Here is an 18,169-nt window from a genome sequence, read left to right as displayed (position 1 = left end):
GTAGACGATCTTCGATGTTGCTAGAGACCCTATTTAGAATATGGATTTTATCTCATATTAAGATGGAGGTATTTATGAAAAAGAAATCTTGGGTAACGTTGGCAGCTACAGGGGTTATTTCACTATTTGTCTCGGTAAGTGCATTTGCAGGAACAGTCTTCTGGGAACCACTGACTTATTTTAATGCAAGCACATGGCAAAAAGCAGATGGATACTCTAATGGAGATATGTTCAATTGTACATGGCGTGGTAATAATGCTAATTTTACAAGCGATGGTAAGCTTAGACTAGGATTGACAAGTTCAGCAGCTAACAAGTTCGATTGTGCAGAATACCGTTCGACTAACAAATACAAATACGGTAAGTATGAAGTGAGTATGAAGCCTGCCAAAAACACAGGTATTATATCTTCTTTCTTTACGTACACAGGACCTACAGATGGAACACCGTGGGATGAGATTGATATTGAGTTTCTAGGTAAAGATACGACTAAAGTACAATTCAATTATTATACCAATGGCGTAGGGAATCATGAAAAAGTCATTAATTTGGGATTTGATGCTTCACAAGGCTTCCATACGTATGCTTTCGACTGGCAGCCTAATTCAATCAAATGGTATGTCGATGGCGTACTCAAGCATACCGCAACCACCAATATTCCAACCAATGCAGGTAAAATTATGATGAATATCTGGAATGGTAAAGGAGTAGACGACTGGTTAGGATCTTATAATGGAGCGAATCCATTGTATGCAGAATATGATTGGGTGAAATACACCAGTAATTAATGATGATAGAAGAGATGGCCTTATAGGGCTGTCTCTTCTTTTTTTGGAACAAATTAAACGGTTTTATATAGCTTTTATCATTACATGTTGTTTATAACGGATACGTAGCTTTACGGAAAAAAATCTGCATTACATAAACATGTGGATGCTGTAGATTATAAAAATAGTTTATGCGTGTACAAACAAATGATTGCGTATATAGGTGTTACTATCTATAATAATTTAAAGCTTACTTGAATCTTACATGATAATAAATATCAATAAGGGGTGCATACTTATGAGTCAATTGATAACCGAAGTCCAACCAGATGTTGAAACCTACATACAATCTATTTACCAAACAGTCGTCCAACGCAATCCTCATGAGGTCGAGTTTCATCAAGCTGTCAGCGAGTTTCTGGAAAGTATGGCACCTGTGATTAAAAAGCACCCTGAATATCAGAAATATGCTATTTTAGAGCGAATTGTAGAACCCGAACGTCTTATTTCATTTCGTATTCCGTGGGTAGACGATCAAGGAAAAGTACAGGTGAATCGTGGATTTCGTGTGCAATTCAATAGTACACTTGGACCTTATAAAGGAGGTCTACGTTTTCACAAAAGTGTAAATGCTAGTATTATTAAATTTCTTGGATTTGAACAGACTTTTAAAAATGCCTTAACTGGTCAGCCCATTGGTGGCGGTAAAGGTGGTTCTGATTTTGATCCGAAAGGGAAATCAGATCTTGAGATTATGCGTTTCTGTCAAAGCTTTATGACAGAGCTATATAAATATATGGGTTCAGATGTCGATGTCCCTGCTGGAGATATCGGTGTAGGTGGACGAGAGATTGGCTTTCTTTTCGGGCAATACAAAAGAATCCGTAGCGGTAATGAACCTGGTGTATTAACAGGAAAAGGGATTGGTTATGGTGGTAGTCTAGGTCGGACAGAAGCAACGGGTTACGGATGTATCTACTTTTTACAAGAAATGCTTGCTTCACAAGGTTTAGAATTAGCGGGTCGTCAGACCGTTGTATCAGGTAGTGGGAATGTTTCGATTTTTGCTATACAAAAAGCTCAAGAACTAGGCGCACATGTTGTCGCTTGTAGTGATTCTAATGGTTATATTTTTGATCCAAATGGCATTCAGTTGGATACGGTGAAGCAGATTAAGCTTGTAGAGGCAGGAAGAATTAGCGATTATACACTTCATCATCCAGAAGCATCTTATTATGAAGGAAGTACAAACATTTGGAATGTGGATTGTGAAATTGCACTTCCATGCGCCACACAAAATGAATTGAATGAAGTAGCAGCACGTCAGCTCATCGATAACGGTGTAATTGCAATCGCTGAAGGGGCGAATATGCCAACCACTTTGGAGGCGGTTCATATTCTTTTAGCGAATAATATTCTATTTGCTCCTGGCAAAGCAGCCAATGCAGGGGGAGTAGCTGTATCTGCTCTTGAAATGGCTCAAAATAGTATGCGCTTATCATGGAGCTTCGATGAAGTAGATGGACGTCTCAAAAAGATTATGCAACATATTTATCAAGATAGCATTGAAGCAGCCGAAGACTATGGATTCGAAGGGAATCTGGTTGCAGGATCCAATATTGCAGGTTTCAAAAAAGTCGCTGAAGCAATGATTGCTCAAGGTATTGTTTAAATAAAAGAAAATTTATATGATAAATGATTTCAATCTCCCAAAAACATTGTGTAAACTATACAAGTAATTAACAACAAGCAAAAAAGAGACAGTCTTTAAAGATTGTCTCTTTTTTGCTTGCAACTAAACAGAATATATTACCGATTAATATAGGCGCTGCCTACCAATCTATAGATGAATAATGATAGATATGTATTTATAATTGATGACGCTATAATATAATGTAATAAAGAAGTGAAAAAACGAATAAAAAACATAAAAATAAATAGATAGTTCGTAAATAGCGATCTAAAAAACAATATTTCATTGACAACACCTATGAAATTCATTAAAATTCGAAAGGGACATCAGCTTCAAAACGAATCATAAATATAATTGCCTTGAGTTTATTCATAAATATATATGTTAATCCTTATCACTATTATAGGAGTACCTACCACATATTCCTATAAGAAAATCAGGATTTTTTAGCTTTTATGAATAGATACGGCGTGGAGGATGGCTTGACCATGGATAACTGGTTCAAACTCAAAGAAAGAGGCACGACCGTTTCAACCGAAATTATTGCAGGATTAACTACATTTTTTACAATGGTCTATATTGTTATCGTCAATCCGGGAATACTCAGTAGCACCGGAATGGATTTTAATGGAGTATTTATTGCTACTATTCTAGCAAGTATAGTAGCGACTCTAATTATGGGATTATGGTCTAACTATCCAATTGTGCTCGCACCGGGTATGGGTCTAAATGCATTTTTTGCTTATAGTGTTGTAGGCGGATATGGTGTCACCTGGCAAGTTGCTCTGGGTGCCGTATTTATCGCAGGTATATTGTTTATTATTCTATCTGTGACTTCATTCCGTTATATGTTGCTTGATGCGATTCCAGCCAGTTTGAAGCATGCTATCACAGCAGGGATTGGACTTTTTATTACAACAGTAGGTCTACAGAACTCGGGTATCATTATTGCTTCCGAATCCAATCTAATTACGATTGGTAATCTTACAGAGCCAATGACATATCTAACAATTATCGGGTTATTAATTACGGTGGTTCTGATGGCGTATAATGTAAAAGGTTATCTGTTTATAGGTATGGTCGTTACAGCTATTCTGGCTTGGATCTTAGGATTGTTCCAATTGCCTGCATCTATTATGGCTATGCCACATGGATTAGCAACGACTGCTTTCCAACTGGATCTAGCAGGTGTGTTCTCAAATGGTCTATATACGATTATATTTACCTTCTTATTAATTACCTTATTTGATACGACAGGAACAATGCTTGGTGTTGCAGAGCAAGCAGGGCTTCTTAATAAAGATGGCAAGTTCCCACGTTCCCGCGGTGCGCTTTTAGCAGATGCAGTAGGAACGACAACAGGTTCTTTGCTAGGAACAAGTCCAACTTCTGCTTATATTGAATCAAGTACAGGTGTTGCAGCAGGCGGTCGAACAGGGCTTACAGCGATCACAGTAAGTATATTGCTTGCCCTTACGTTATTCTTTGCACCTATCGTAAGTGTAATCTCCGGTATTCCAGCTATTACTTCACCAGCATTGATTATTGTTGGTTACTTTATGATCAGTGTGATTAGCAAGATCGACTGGAAAGACCTTGAAGTTGCTTTTCCTGCTTTCTTGATTATTATCTTAATGCCATTAACACATAGTATTGCAACAGGGATTGGCTTTGGTTTTATTTTCTATCCATTGCTCAAATTGCTTCGTGGTAAAGGAAAAGAAGTTCATCCTGTTTTCTATGTTTTTGCAGTGTTATTCTTGATCCAACTTGTATTTTTAGATCACTAGAATATGAATAACTACAAAGAAGAGGACGGTCTATTATAGATCGTTCTTTTTTTGTATTACCAAATACTTTAGTACAGCACATCAAAGTCATGTTGAATCGGTAAGACCAAAAAGCCAATGTAGCTACCTATTATAGAGTGAAAAAGAAACGTTTCGCTTCTATAGCTCAAAAGGAATTATTCATTTTTCCTTTTAGTAAGCGTTATCAATTAACAGTTTACGGTAGTTAAAGGTTCATGGTATTATAAATGGCGAAACGTTTCAATTTGAATTTGAAAGGAGAAAAGTCAATGAACAAAGTAAAAACATGGAGTCTATTTTTAACTTTTTGTCTGTTAACCAGTTTAACTTTAACTCCTATGGTTGCAACTGCACAGCAAACAAGTAAAAAGGCTGCTTTTCATTCTGAATTGAAAGCGGTTGCAAATAAAACATACGGGTACTTTAAAGACTATACGGATCCTAATACTGGTTTAACTTATGATGAAGTCAGAACAACAGAAAAGGGAACAGAAGAAGCCAAACGTACTTCACCTACAAATATTGCAATGTATATGATGAGTACTGTTTCTGCCGAACAGTTAGGTATGATTAGCAAAAAAGAAGCAGTAACTCGTTTGCAAACGACACTTAATTCTCTGGAAAAAATGGATAAATGGAATGGTTTATTTTACAACTGGTATAACACAAATGATGGATCTTTGAAAAAAGATTGGGGAGAGTTTATTTCGCAAGTCGATAATGGCTGGATGTCAGCAGGTCTAATTGTTGTAGGTCAGGCTTATCAGGAACTTCATGCTCAGACGAGCCAACTGGTGAATGCGATGAACTATACAACACTATATGATCCCAAAGTTGGTCAATTCCGCGGTGGGTATGATGTAGCTAAAGGCGAGCTGACAGAACATCATTATGGTTCTTTTTATACTGAACCGCGTGTAGGAAGTTATATTGCGATCGGTAAAGGCGATGTTCCCAAAGAACATTGGTGGAAAATGTACCGTACCATGCCAGCAGAATTCGATTGGCAATCTCAAGTTCCTCAAGGTAAAACCGTCAAATACGATGGAGTAAAAGTTTTTGAAGGAAGCTACGTCTATAAAAAACAAAAATTTGTACCTAGCTGGGGCGGTAGCATGTTCGAGGCGCTAATGCCAGGTATGGTCATTAAAGAAAAAGAATTGGGTACTCGTGCACTTGGACTCAATAATAAACGCTATGTACAATTACAAATTCAATATGCTAAAGACAAAGGGTATGCTGCATGGGGGTTCTCGCCTGCTGCAACACCGACAGGGTATAGTGAATTTGCAGCGACTCCGCTAGGTATTTCCGGTTACAAAGATGGAGCAACGGTCACCGCTCATGCAACGTTCCTTGCACTAGAATATGCTCCTGAAGCAGCTCAAAAGAATATCAAAGCACTCCAAAAATTGAAAATGGCTGGGAAGTATGGCTTTTACGATTCGGTGAATGTGAAGACCGGTGAACTTGCCAAAGCTTATCTTGCTCTTGATCAAGGAATGATTATGATATCTATCGCTAACTATCTAGAAGATGGCGTTATTCGTGATTATTTCCACAGTGATCCAATCGGTAAGAAACCAGAGAATTTGCTGAAGAAAGAGGTCTTTTCGATTCAGTAAATCAGTAAAAAGGGTAAGTAAGAATTAAGCAGTAAAAAGAACAGCTATCCATGCTGTTCTTTTTTTATGTTTATTTTTCATCCTGCGGATTTTTAATTCCTGATGAAAGTGTATCTATGATATGTTTTTGGATTTGCTCAGGTGTCTCATCAAAATCATACTTTATCCATTGATAGACAACGCCAAAATAACCGTAAGAAAAAAAGGACATAAGGTAAGAAAGGCTTTTATCGTAGATTTCTTCAGCAGGTATCAATTGTTCAAAGAGATGCATAATGAGGGTAACCAGTCCATTGTTATTTAATAAAGTAAACAGTCGCTTATTCTCATAGATATAGTTCAACATGGCAAAACCCTTATCTTTTTTTACGTCTTCTTCGTGTTGTTCGGCATAATATTCCCATTCGTAATTAAGTTTGAACATCAAAAGTTCATCTTTACTCTTTTGATGATTAAGATGTCTATAAAAAGTTGTTCTTCCCACTCCAGCTACTTTACAAATCGTATTTACGTTAATCGTATCATAGTCTTGTGATGCCATCAGTTTGATAAGAGCATCTGCTAGACATAATTTTAGAAATATCGTTTGATTCTTTTTCATAAAGGTACATATTCTCCTTTTTGTTCCGCATAGCGTGTTTACGATCATTTTCATGCTATTACGTATTCTCAAATCAAGAAAACAATGATTATAATGATAAAGTAATAAACAGATGTACCGAAATGGAACAGTTGTTTCATTACTATATCTAATATAAAACATTTCTTGATCCACGGAAAGGAAAGTAAAGATTAATATGAAAAAGAGTATAAAGGTAGTAGGAATAACGTTGTTAAGTCTGTTCATTGTAGCTATTATTGCAGTCGCTTTTTTACTGATTAAGAATCATATAGATTCTAAAAAGCCGATGATAGAAGATATGTATTATAAGAATTTTCAATCTAAGGCTATATTAGAAAAAAAATATGCCGGATTGGGAAGTTACGAAGTATCGCAAGTTAAGCTGAAATCAGAGGACAATCTGATCAAAGAGTACAGCATCTGGTATCCGAGAGAACTCGAAAATAAACAGCAAATGTATCCATTGATTGTAGTAACAAATGCTAGCAATACAGCCGCTTCTGTGTATGAACCTTTTTTCGAACGACTTGCTTCATGGGGATTTATTGTAGTAGGTAATGAAGACAAGCAAGCAGGATCAGGCTTAACGACTTCAAAAACATTAGACGATGTATTAGCACTAAATAAAAATGCTGAAAGTGTATTATACGGAAAGATCCAGCAAGACCATATCGGTGCTCTTGGATATTCTCAAGGTGGGGCAGGAGCATTAAGAGCTGTTACAGAGTACAAAAACAGCTCTAAATATAAAACGATATTTACTGGAAGTGCTGCCTATCCGCTTCTTGCCAAAAATATGGGTTGGAGATATGACATTTCCAAAGTTAACATTCCTTATTTTATGTCAGCAGGAACAGGTAAATCTGACGACTCTGGTGAAGATTCAAAAACCAGTTTTGGAGGTGTTGCACCACTTTCATCTCTTATAGAGAACTACAATAAAATTTCAAATAACGTATTTAAAATTCGTGCAAGAGTTAGCGGAGCAGAGCACTGGGATATGAATAGAGCCGATGGATATATGACAGCTTGGATGTTATATCAGCTACAAGATGATCCAGAAGCAGGATCAGTATTCTTGGGAAAAAACGCTGAAATATTAAGAAATTCTAACTGGCAAGATATTCAAAAAAACAAATAGGAATAGTATAGAAAAGTTATACTGTAATTTAAAGAAGATAGAAAATATAATGATTAATCAAAGAGGTAGAATTTGCTATAAGAGCAGGTTACTCCTCTTTTTCTTCTTCATTTACATACAAAACACTATATTTAGTTATTTTTATGTTAAATATGTGCTGAATTTACGATCTGCATAGTAATGCAAATATATGATAGTATAATTACAGGTATACAAATACATAAATATGGGGTCAACCCAGGTGAATATAATGAGTTTAGAACATGAGTTTTTTCTTGTGAACAACAATTTTGATATGGATATAAATTATATTTATGAATGGTATAGCTCTAATAGGTATACATGGAAGCAAAAAGTAAGCGTATCTGATCATTTGATTTTATACCTAATGGATTTTTTGAATTGGATACCTACTTATAACCCTGCAACAAAACAAAACACAAGCGGGTTAACTTATTATGGCTTAACTGTTATTTCTGCAACAGAGACTGGAAAGTTAAAGCAAATTTTAGAAAAATGGCTTTGCTTTATAGAAGAAGCTCCAGATAGATTTAGTTTGAGAGGTCAGACAGTTTGGAGAGAAACTGAAGACGAAGAAGGCTATTGGGAAAGTACAAGAACTCAAATACATCGAGAGGCTTTACAACATGAATTACATTTATTAGTAAATTTAACCATTCAAGCATCAGGTGGTAATAAATCTATTCTTCATTTTGGCATTTAAATAGAATTGTAATCATATTTATGGAATTGCTAATGATTGAGAATACTTTTTATTATAATTCCCTTTGCTTTTTTTCTAAAATGCAGGTATGATAAACTCAATTAAATGAAGTTACGAGGAAGCACCTCGCTTGTAGATACTTTGTATCTATGGCGAGGTGCTTTTTTTTGTTTTCATAAAGGAGCATATATGGTGAAAAAATCAAAAAAAATTATGGATAAACAATCTATACAAACTATTTGCAGTGAATTACCTCGCTTGGTAGCTCATCGTAAACTACTGCAAACTTCTTTAAGCATTCTTATTTTAACCTCTGTATTCGGTCCGATCCCCAGTGTTCATGCTGCAAGTGTGACAGCTGATATTACATCTGCAAAAGCTGATACTAACTCGGTTTCATTGAACTTTTCTGTAATTATGCCAGATAGTGAAGTGCTGTATAAAACCAATTTCGAATCTAATACATTTTCCACCTATTACGGTAGTGGCAGTAACCAAGGTAATCAATCTTATGTTCCTACAGATAAAGGCACCTCCTTACAAATTACTGATACTATTACTAACCGTAAAGGTAATGCTTATGGATATCCTACTACATCTAGCGATACAAGCTTGGCTCGAACTTCTATCTCCAGTCTTCAGCAAGGAGCACGACTTCAGGCTCAGTACGATATGCGTTCTTTGTCTGGATCAAAGAATCAAAGTGCAGTCCAATTTAGTGATATTCGTGGGAAAAAAGGGCTTCAATTGACAGACAACAGTGGAAGGATGATCCGCTTTAAAAATACCACCTCTATTGTTCCGGGCAAACCAGCAAATACGCCTCAAATTATTCCTGTATATGTAGATGGAGGAACTCCTGATTGGCCTGACGGACAATTTCTAACTATACTTAGTTCAGCCAATACCGATTGGCACTGGGCAGTTGCTTATTACAAATATCAAGCCGCAACTCAGTCGCTGGTTCTTGACTCTTCTAATTCTTCTTTCTGGTATACAACGATTGGAGCATCGGGTATGACTAACAATGGAGAGTATACATTTCAACCGGGAGATTCCCTGATTACGTTCCCATATGGAGATTTTGGTACCGGTATGTCTGATATAGGGTATCATCCAGATTGGGCAACTTACAGCCGTAGTCTTGATATTCCGGCAGATACGACACAGTTTGACTTAGGTAAATATGGAGCCAATCTTAGCTTCACCTCATCTACTAACGGTGTTATGCAAGTGGATGAGTTCAAAATCGGTTATGCTCAAAAAGCAATAATCTACCGAAATGGTCAACAGATTTATGCAGGTTATGATTCAAATTATAATGATAATAGTGCTGTAGATACGGAGAAACCTAATCAAGTAGATAGCCTGAGCTATACATTCGTTCCTTCAAATAAAAATGTCGTTGTAACATGGGGAGCTCCAATAGATAATGGATCAGACTATACATACAGCATTCAAGGTCAATTACGAGATGGTTCGTTAGGTTCAATTCAAGATCCTACTCAAGTTAAAGTCACTTCGGGTATAGCAGGATATATTGTAACTCAGGATAATAATTCTAATGGAACCATTACATCTGGATCTATGACGACTTCTGCGACTCATATAGCAATCACTCCTGATGTTACTACTCCATTTATTCATGTAGCAGCAATCGATAAGAATGGTAATATCGGCCCAACACAGACGGTCACTTTAAATGATACTAGCCAACCCGAATTGAATTTATCACTTGCTTCCAATCAATTGAATCGTCATGGGAATACGATCTATGTATCTGCTACTGATCCAGACACATGGATTACTAAGACCATGCTTCCGAATGGTAATCATGTAGAGACAGGAGTTACTTCGTATAATGTAACAGAGAATGGTGATTATACATTTACTACGTATGATTGGATAGGGAATCCGTCTTCCAAAACAATCACAGTTGCAAATATAGACAAAGAAGGTCCGGTAATTTCATTTACACCAGATGGATCTGAGTGGCAAGCTAAGCAGGTTGATGTACATATTCTAACTGCTGATCGATCATTACAATCTATTCGTTATATGGTTAATCAACAGAGTATTCGTCCAGACATTAACGAGCAGTGGATAGAAGGTACCAAGAACTTTTCTCTTACATTACCAGCCGAAAAGCAGGGCATTTGGTATGTTCATGTCCTTGCAATAGATTCAGCAGGCAATGAGTCTTATGGACGCTCAAAAGAAATCAAAATTAAAGCTCTGCCAGAAAAAATTGCTCATAATGATATTCAGTTAAGCTCTTCATCATCAAGCAGTATTCAAGGGATATTGCCATCAAGAACAGACGAATCGTATGAAGTGATCAATCAACAAACAGGAAATATATTAAATATACCTGCTGGTAGCAACTCATTTACAGATACGAATTTAACACCGGGCACTTCATATACTTACATCATCACACCTATTAATGTTTCGGGTAGAGGGGAATCTGTAAGCTATAGTTATACTACTATTCCTGCTGCTGCAAGAGTGGAAGGTGCCTATCCATTATCCGAAACTTCTATGCGTGTACAGCTAGAATCTATTCCATCTGCTACCCATTACTTATATGAACTTGCTGATAAAAATGGAACGGTTATTTTCAAAGGAATAATGAATACAAGTCGTGTATTCGAACAACTTGCTCCTAATAATAACTATACCTTGAGTATTCATGCAGTGAATGAATCGGGTCAAAGTCTGGAAAGTCGCTACACCTTTTTGACTTTACCTTCGCTTGCTGGTTTACATGTATTAGGGGTTGGAACTCATTTTGCACAGCTATCCTGGGACAATGTAACCGGAGATGTTTATTATGATGTCAAACGTGATGATAAGCATATTGTTACCGTTACTGAAGAAACGTATACAAGCGTTACAGATAGCACCTATAACGAATACCATGTAGCTTATCCCAATTCAAATGTTCTATTTACTGATCATAATCTCATTTCAGGCACACCCTACAATTACTCTATTGCTGTCACTAATACATCCGGACAGAGTGATTTTAGAAATATCTCGTTGTGGACATTACCTGTTGCAACAGAGTTGATCAAGAAAAACATAGCTATAGACTCTGCTACTTATGTCTGGAGAGATGTACGAGGTGCCAAAGGCTATGATATCTATCTAGATGGTATCAAAATAGCAACAACAGATCAGGCAAGTTATGCGTTTACTGGACTGAATTCAGGTAGTGCGCATGTTGTTTCTGTTGTTCCTTTTAATGATTCTGGCACAGGAGAGGCCGCAAATGCGACGTTTATTACACTGCCTGAATCGATTAATGAGGATTTGAATGTTGAGAATATTGCTTATACCTCAGCACAAATAAAGTTTAGACCTGTAAAAGGAGCTTCTACCTATATTGCTACTATCAATGAAAAAGAATATACAAGTTCAACTTCAGTTATTGATTTAAAATATCTAAAAGCTGGTGAGATCTATTCAGTACAGGTATATGCTGTTAATGAAAGTGGAAAGTCTGCTGTAAAATCTCTTCAATTTCAGACAATACCGCTCGCTCCTGAATCGGGAAAAGTATATGCCAATACTAATGATCATCTTCAATTAGCATTTTCACCTTCTGAGGGTGCTCTATACTACCATATCTATGATACGTATGGACATTTGATCCAAACAACCACTGACTTAAGTGCAAGCTTACCTAGCCCAGATGCTGGAGTTGTATCATCTTTTGGGATTGCAGCTGTAGGTAAAAATGGCGAGAGCCCTGAGCGTTTATGGATAGAATATCAGGGAGCACCTATTCCATCTCAAGCGAATGTGCTGAATATTCTAGATCTACAGTCTGATTATGCCACTATAGGTTGGGAACATTTTAAAGGAGCGGTTTCGTATCATGTGTATGATGGTGATAAGTTGCTCTACACCGTTCAAGACAATCAGATGCGCCTAGATCATCTAACAAGTAGTACAAAATATAATAACTTTGGCATTCGTGCCGTTAACGCAACAGGAGTCATGGGAGACTTGTATAAGTTATCTTTCGAAACGCATCCTTTTTCAGGATTTCAATTAGATACAGCAGATATCACTACATCTTCAGCCACTATACACGCGCGAAATGGAAGCGATCTAGACACCTTTATTTTTGCAGACGGTAAACATGAGATGCAGCGATCATCATCACCAATGATTGAACTCAAGAATTTGTCAGATGCACATCGATACACCATAAATGTATGGACAGAAAATTCGGCAGGCATTCCATCGGAAGTACAAAGTATAACTTTTAAAACGAAAGAAAAAGCAGTAGGTAATGTGCCTTCTACTGTTTTGAATCCAGCCGTGACTATAGACCATCAGCATCCGGATAAAATAGCAGAGAATGATGCATCAGTATCTGTACGTCCGTCTGCTAGCGATAATAATCTAGTCAATAGATTTATTGACGTGAAGTCTCGGTATTCGGAAAATGCCATTAATGATCTAGCTGATCGTGGTATTGTAAAAGGTGACGAATTAGGTAATTTTAATCCTACAGCAGGCATTACCAGAGCAGAATTTGTAAGTATATTGCTTCGTTCTAGCAATGAACAGCCTGACGTTTCAGCTGACTCTTTGCCAGTATTCAATCTATTTAATGATATCGACGGAAAATGGTATTCAGATGATGTAATGAAAGCAGCTCAGTTGAATTATATTGAAGGCTACCCCGATGGAACGTTTAAGCCAGATCGAGTAATCACTAGAGCAGAAGCAGCTAAAATTTTGCAAAGCTTTATGAAGTATCAGGGAGATGCTGTATATCCATTTACCGATGAAAAGAATATTCCTTCATGGGCAAAAGTAGCAATTAATAAACTAGGAGGAGAACTTTTTATCGGTTATGAGAATGGTCAATTTAAACCCAATCGGAAGATTACAAAAGAAGAAACAGCTGTGGTGGTTTATAGATTATTGCATAAGTAATAACATGAATAAATAGTAGGTGTTGCACATTATAGGTAGCACCTGCTTTTCTTCACACATTGAGTATCAAGGCTTTTAAAGTCTTGGTGCTTTTTTTATTTATGTACAAAATGATCTGCAATCCGAAAGAAGCAGACTGGTGGATGATAGATCATACAATAGAGTGTAGGAAAATCCCAACAGTATTCTGGGTAGGTTTATGCCATCTAAATCTAAACATTCCTAACGAATATGTTTTTGGCAAAGCTGGATTACTATTAACTATTGCGAATAAATAAGAATTTACAATAATAGATTTGAGAATAATATTTATATTTTAGAATTTTATTCCATATTGACTATTTTATTGATGATAAATATACTCTTTATAAACCATCTTGTTAATCTGTTGTTATTTGCTTTAACTCTATTTTTCCAAATAAAATAAAGTCGCATTCTAAATACGAATTCACCTAAGGGGAAAATAACTATGTTGCATATTACCGAATCGTATACTATTAAAACCTATCATACAGATACAAATCGATACATACTGAATGATTTTAAAGTTTGGATAATAGAGATATCTTCTTACTTAGCTGTTTTAGTATAGTCTCAGCTCCAATCCAAGCTATTATGGAGCCAATTTTCAAAGTCTGGTCGTGATTCTCTATGACTTCAAGTAACGACAGGGTAAATATGAATAGCATCAGAGAGTTACCTATTTCCAATATTCGTGTTCTTATAGGTGCTCTATTTCTTATTGCGGGTTTTAGTAGCTTAATGCTTATTTCATGGGCATGGTGGGGACTGTTTTTAGGTGGAATTCTAGCATGGATCACTGTTTTCGGAAAAGATAGCAAAAAAGCATTTGTAGCTCCTCGTGCATTATGGTTGATCCCGATAGGTGCAGTAAGTTATTTGATTTTGGGAATGCTTACTGGATTATTGTCTGTACAACTTGGTTTTGAATGGAGTGCTAATCCAGCATCAGGTCATTTGGGTCAACTGGCTTTGATGATTCCATTTATGCTGATGGGGGAAGAATTGCTAGGAATAGGGATATTAGAAGCTGCGAGAAACAAAGGGCTCTCATTAGTTAGCAGTACGTTATGGAGTGCATTGATTTTTGCATTTCTTCATATTCCCTCTTATTGGGATGGCTCTTTCTTTTCAACATTAGTACACGTTATTTTGTTACAGGGTGTAGCACGAATTATTTTTAACTTTGTGTATATAAAAACTGGAAAAAGTATTTGGGGATCATGGTTAACGCATATGCTCGTTGATTTTTTTGCCTTATTATTCTAAAATGTTGAATCAAATTATAACCCTAGTTCAAACAAATGTTTAGCTAGGGTTGTTTATAGAGTATAGTAAGGGAAGATATACATACGCATTGAACTGTAGATACTTTGTAAAGGATAGTTATAAAGTGTCTATACATACTTTTAAAAGGAGATGTCCTATGAGTGAAGAACAACGCATTTTTGATGGATTATTGTTTAACCCTGGTCATCCGGATCTAAAAAAAATTAAATTAAATGCTCACAAACTCAGCCATCAGTATAGTGACACTTATGAAGATCAGGTCGAAGAGCGTGAAGCATTGCTTAGCGAGCTGCTTGGAAGCAAAGGCGAACGGTGTTTCTTACAGGGACCTATCTTTTTTCATTATGGTCTTCATACTGAAATAGGGAATCACTTTTTTGCCAATTATAATCTTACGGTTCAAGATGATGCCAAAGTCACGATTGGACATCATACTAGTTTTGGACCCAATGTTACTATTGTTACACCTATTCATCCATTTATAGCTTCTGAACGTCGACAGATGCTAGATCAGCACAATGTGCCGAATTCTTTATGTTATGCCAAACCTGTGCAGATCGGGAATGATGTATGGTTGTCTGCAAATGTAACAGTATGTGGTGGAGTCACCATTGGAGACGGATGTGTTATTGGGGCAGGTAGTGTCGTGACTCAAGATATTCCGGCACATTCTTTTGCAGCAGGGGTTCCTTGTAAAGTGATTAGACCGATTACAGAATCAGACAGCATGAAGTTTAAACCAGAAGTATTAGCAGACTGCGATATCTTAGATAATAACTAGAAAAAGTGAGGTGGAATTACAGAAATAGAGGTGTGAAAATGCGCAAAAGAGTGATTAAATGGATTCTGGTAATTAGCGTACTATGTGTGATTTATATAGGGGTAGAAGTACTGCTCCTTTATAATCACACTCCTACTTTATACTCTACGGTAAAGCGTCTCCAAGCTCATGCTCCAAAGATCGAAGCGTATGGGGAACAATGGACATATAAAGATACGGTGGATCTGAAAGAGGCGAAGCCCACAAAGTTTACGCAAGGAGAAGGAGCTTACAAAGACCAGATGTATTTTTACCCGGGTAGACCTAACTCTCCTGCAAATATTTTTATTAAAAAGCAAGGAACCGAATATTATCGATACATGCGCTCAACGATTATATTTTTTCATGGAGTATGAACAAGGTGAATAGGCTCATAAATAATAAGAAAAGGGACATACTGGTTATACTAAAAGAGCAATCTCTAATGAGGTTGCTCTCTTAGTTATGGTTTATTTTGTCTAACCGTATATATGCAGTTTCTTCCTCCTGCTAAAATGTATTCCCCTCGTTCAATATGAACATTATTTCCTAGAACCGTTTGAAATAAATGTAACTCATTCTTGCATAATCCAGTACATACAGCAGCAGCTTCACAAATCGGACAATGCTTCTCAATGAATAAAAAACTACCATCATCCTGTGTCTTAACCTCAGCCATATAACCTTCGATGGTTCTTATCTCGGCTAATTTCTCCAGTTTCTCCCGAATATCTGATGTATCACCAAGATGCTGAAGATATTGTTCTTGCATATTTTTATTTCGAACATCCAGCAGTTTATCCAGCCCTTCATTGCCAAAAGCTTCTTTGATCGAATGAATAAGGCTGACGGATAAATCTGAATAGCCACTTGGGAAAAAACGGTTAGCGGCGGGAGTTAATACCCATAGTTTGGCGGGTCGGCCCATCGGACGGGATTCTTCCACATTCATAACCAATCCTTCTTCTTTGAGCGCATTCAGATGTTGACGAATCGCCATTCCTGACAATGAAAATTGAGAGGAGAGTGCTACAACATCCATTCCTCCTTGCTCCTTTAACAGATCAATGATCCCTCTTCGAGTACGGGTGGAGACATCCTTTTTGATTTGATTCTTGCTCATGGTACATCTCCTTTTGAATCAAGTTATTCTACATGACTCACTACATTTTAAAGAAAAATGTTGACAAAGTCAAAGCTGAGATGTAGTTTAGACTTTGTAAAGAAAAATGTTTACTAAGTATCTAGGTACAATGTATACATATCCATTTTTTGCTATTTAAAAATCATTTGTTCACTTTACCAAATTATCTGTTATGGAGGTGTAGGAAATCAATAACAATCCGATTGGCATTTTTGATAAGCAACATAGGGCATTGACGATTGGTATTATGCTAGTTCTAACAACGGTAGCTTTCGAGGGACTGGCTATTACGACAATTGCAGCGAAAATGGCACAAAGCTTACAAGGTATTCATTTATACGGTTGGATTTTCAGTGCATTTTTGTTATCTCAGCTTGTTGGGACTCTGGTTATGGGGCAGCAGGTTGATAAGCGTGGCGTTTTTACATCTATGCTTGTATCATTTAGCATTTTTGTACTAGGGACTGTAGTTTCGGCTGTTTCTTTTGATATGCACATGCTTATTGCAGGAAGAGCCTTTCAAGGTTTTGGGGCAGGAGCTCTGATTACCTGTGTATATACCTGTGTAACACTGCATTATTCGGATTCTCTTCGTACTCAAATTTTAGCGGCATTTTCTATGGCATTTGTCTTGCCTTCTTTAATTGGGCCTTATCTGGCAGGTCTTATTGCCTCATATATGTCATGGCGATTTGTTTTCTGGATAGTTTTGCCCTTGATTGGCTTAGCATTGAGTCTCACATTCCGCTCTTTCCGTGATCTACAGCTTCGGCAAATACTGACAGACTCAGTCCAAAAATCTGATTCGAAGACTCTTTATGCGATCCTACTTGCTATTGGAACAGGGCTATTACTTACAGGACTTGGTATGATCACGGATTGGATAGGAATAGTGCTTACTTTAGGTGGATTATTCATCATGATCCCACAAATGCGAAAACTTCTTCCTAAAGGTACTTTTACAGTGAAAAAAGGATTGCCTGCTACATTGGTTTCTAGAGGGTTGTATGTAGCTTGTTATTTTACAACAGAGAGTTTTGTGATCTTGGCATTAACCGAAGTAAAGGGACTATCAGCAGATCTTGCTGGTCTTATTGTAGCAGCAGGTTCTTTGAGTTGGTCCGCCGCCGCATGGTTGCAAGCCAAGCTTGATGTACGAGATCAAGGTCGTGGTCGCAAAGGTAGAGTGATGGGAGGTATCGGGATTATGATCGCAGGAACTGTAATTGTGATCTTAGCCCTTATGTTGTCAGATGGTGGAATTATACTTATTCTGCTTTCGCAAATGATTACCGGATTCGGTGTTGGACTGGCTAATCCTACAACTGCGGTCATTGCTTTACAGCATGCGGCCCCTAGAAAAGAAGGAGAAATGTCTGCAAATCTGCAATTCGTAGATTCCTTCTATATAGGAGTAAGCATCGGAGTTGGAGGTGCTCTAATCGCTTTGTCAGAAACGTTACATTGGGGCATATCGACAGGCGTAATGATAGTGCTAGTCCTCCAATTACTTTGGGTCTTATTGAGTTTTTTAGCATCTTTACGAATAATAGAAAAAAATTAGAGTGATGGGAGT

13 protein-coding genes are annotated in these 18,169 nt (G+C 37.1%); 11 read left to right on the top strand and 2 right to left on the bottom strand.

What is annotated here, in order from left to right; all coding sequences use genetic code 11:
- Positions 1–74 precede the first annotated feature (74 nt).
- From bglS to PO903_RS16525, 4 genes are all read left to right on the top strand, one after another.
- The gene (gene bglS / locus PO903_RS16540; protein WP_069328860.1) at positions 75–788 is read left to right on the top strand and encodes a beta-glucanase; all 714 of its coding nucleotides are present in this window, start codon (positions 75–77) and stop codon (positions 786–788) included.
- Positions 789–1,065: 277 nt separating this feature from the next.
- Positions 1,066–2,439, top strand: coding sequence for an NADP-specific glutamate dehydrogenase (gene gdhA / locus PO903_RS16535; protein ID WP_273594002.1), 1,374 nt, complete (start codon positions 1,066–1,068; stop codon positions 2,437–2,439).
- Between the two features lie 509 nt (positions 2,440–2,948).
- Positions 2,949–4,250, top strand: a complete 1,302-nt coding sequence (locus PO903_RS16530) for an NCS2 family permease (protein WP_069328862.1) — start codon at positions 2,949–2,951, stop codon at positions 4,248–4,250.
- Positions 4,251–4,540: 290 nt separating this feature from the next.
- Entirely contained in the window at positions 4,541–5,896 is a 1,356-nt protein-coding gene (locus PO903_RS16525; protein ID WP_273594001.1) for a glucoamylase family protein, read from the top strand.
- A 70-nt stretch (positions 5,897–5,966) separates the two neighbouring features.
- On the opposite strand, the gene PO903_RS16520 is transcribed toward PO903_RS16525, so the two are convergent.
- Positions 5,967–6,497 (bottom strand): TetR/AcrR family transcriptional regulator, encoded by a 531-nt coding sequence (locus tag PO903_RS16520; RefSeq protein ID WP_273594000.1) that lies wholly within the window; start codon positions 6,495–6,497, stop codon positions 5,967–5,969.
- A gap of 196 nt (positions 6,498–6,693) precedes the next feature.
- Between PO903_RS16520 and PO903_RS16515 the strand changes: the two genes are divergently transcribed.
- The 6 genes from PO903_RS16515 to PO903_RS16490 all read left to right on the top strand — a co-directional run bounded on the left by PO903_RS16515 (position 6,694) and on the right by PO903_RS16490 (position 15,826).
- Positions 6,694–7,659: a poly(ethylene terephthalate) hydrolase family protein gene (locus PO903_RS16515; protein WP_273593999.1), complete on the top strand. Its 966-nt coding sequence runs from the start codon at positions 6,694–6,696 to the stop codon at positions 7,657–7,659.
- A gap of 250 nt (positions 7,660–7,909) precedes the next feature.
- Positions 7,910–8,383, top strand: coding sequence for a hypothetical protein (locus tag PO903_RS16510; RefSeq protein WP_069328866.1), 474 nt, complete (start codon positions 7,910–7,912; stop codon positions 8,381–8,383).
- 192 nt (positions 8,384–8,575) lie between these two features.
- Complete coding sequence (locus PO903_RS16505; RefSeq protein WP_273593998.1) at positions 8,576–13,339, top strand: S-layer homology domain-containing protein; 4,764 nt, start codon at positions 8,576–8,578, stop codon at positions 13,337–13,339.
- Between the two features lie 678 nt (positions 13,340–14,017).
- Positions 14,018–14,629 carry a CPBP family glutamic-type intramembrane protease gene (locus PO903_RS16500; protein ID WP_273593997.1) on the top strand — a complete coding sequence of 204 codons (612 nt, stop codon included), beginning with the start codon at positions 14,018–14,020 and terminating at the stop codon, positions 14,627–14,629.
- A 157-nt stretch (positions 14,630–14,786) separates the two neighbouring features.
- Positions 14,787–15,431, top strand: a complete 645-nt coding sequence (locus PO903_RS16495; protein ID WP_273593996.1) for a sugar O-acetyltransferase — start codon at positions 14,787–14,789, stop codon at positions 15,429–15,431.
- A 38-nt stretch (positions 15,432–15,469) separates the two neighbouring features.
- A complete protein-coding gene (locus PO903_RS16490; protein ID WP_273593995.1) occupies positions 15,470–15,826 on the top strand; it encodes a hypothetical protein in 357 nt (118 codons plus the stop codon).
- 86 nt (positions 15,827–15,912) lie between these two features.
- Here PO903_RS16490 and PO903_RS16485 read toward each other — a convergent pair whose 3' ends face one another.
- Positions 15,913–16,572, bottom strand: a complete 660-nt coding sequence (locus tag PO903_RS16485) for a helix-turn-helix transcriptional regulator (protein WP_069328869.1) — start codon at positions 16,570–16,572, stop codon at positions 15,913–15,915.
- A 268-nt stretch (positions 16,573–16,840) separates the two neighbouring features.
- Between PO903_RS16485 and PO903_RS16480 the strand changes: the two genes are divergently transcribed.
- A complete protein-coding gene (locus tag PO903_RS16480; protein WP_273593994.1) occupies positions 16,841–18,157 on the top strand; it encodes an MFS transporter in 1,317 nt (438 codons plus the stop codon).
- Positions 18,158–18,169: the final 12 nt, after the last annotated feature.

Source organism: Paenibacillus sp. PK4536 (assembly GCF_028594455.2).
GTDB classification, from domain to species: Bacteria; Bacillota; Bacilli; order Paenibacillales; family Paenibacillaceae; genus Saccharibacillus; species Saccharibacillus nuruki.
This window is presented reverse-complemented; position numbering and strand designations above follow the sequence as displayed.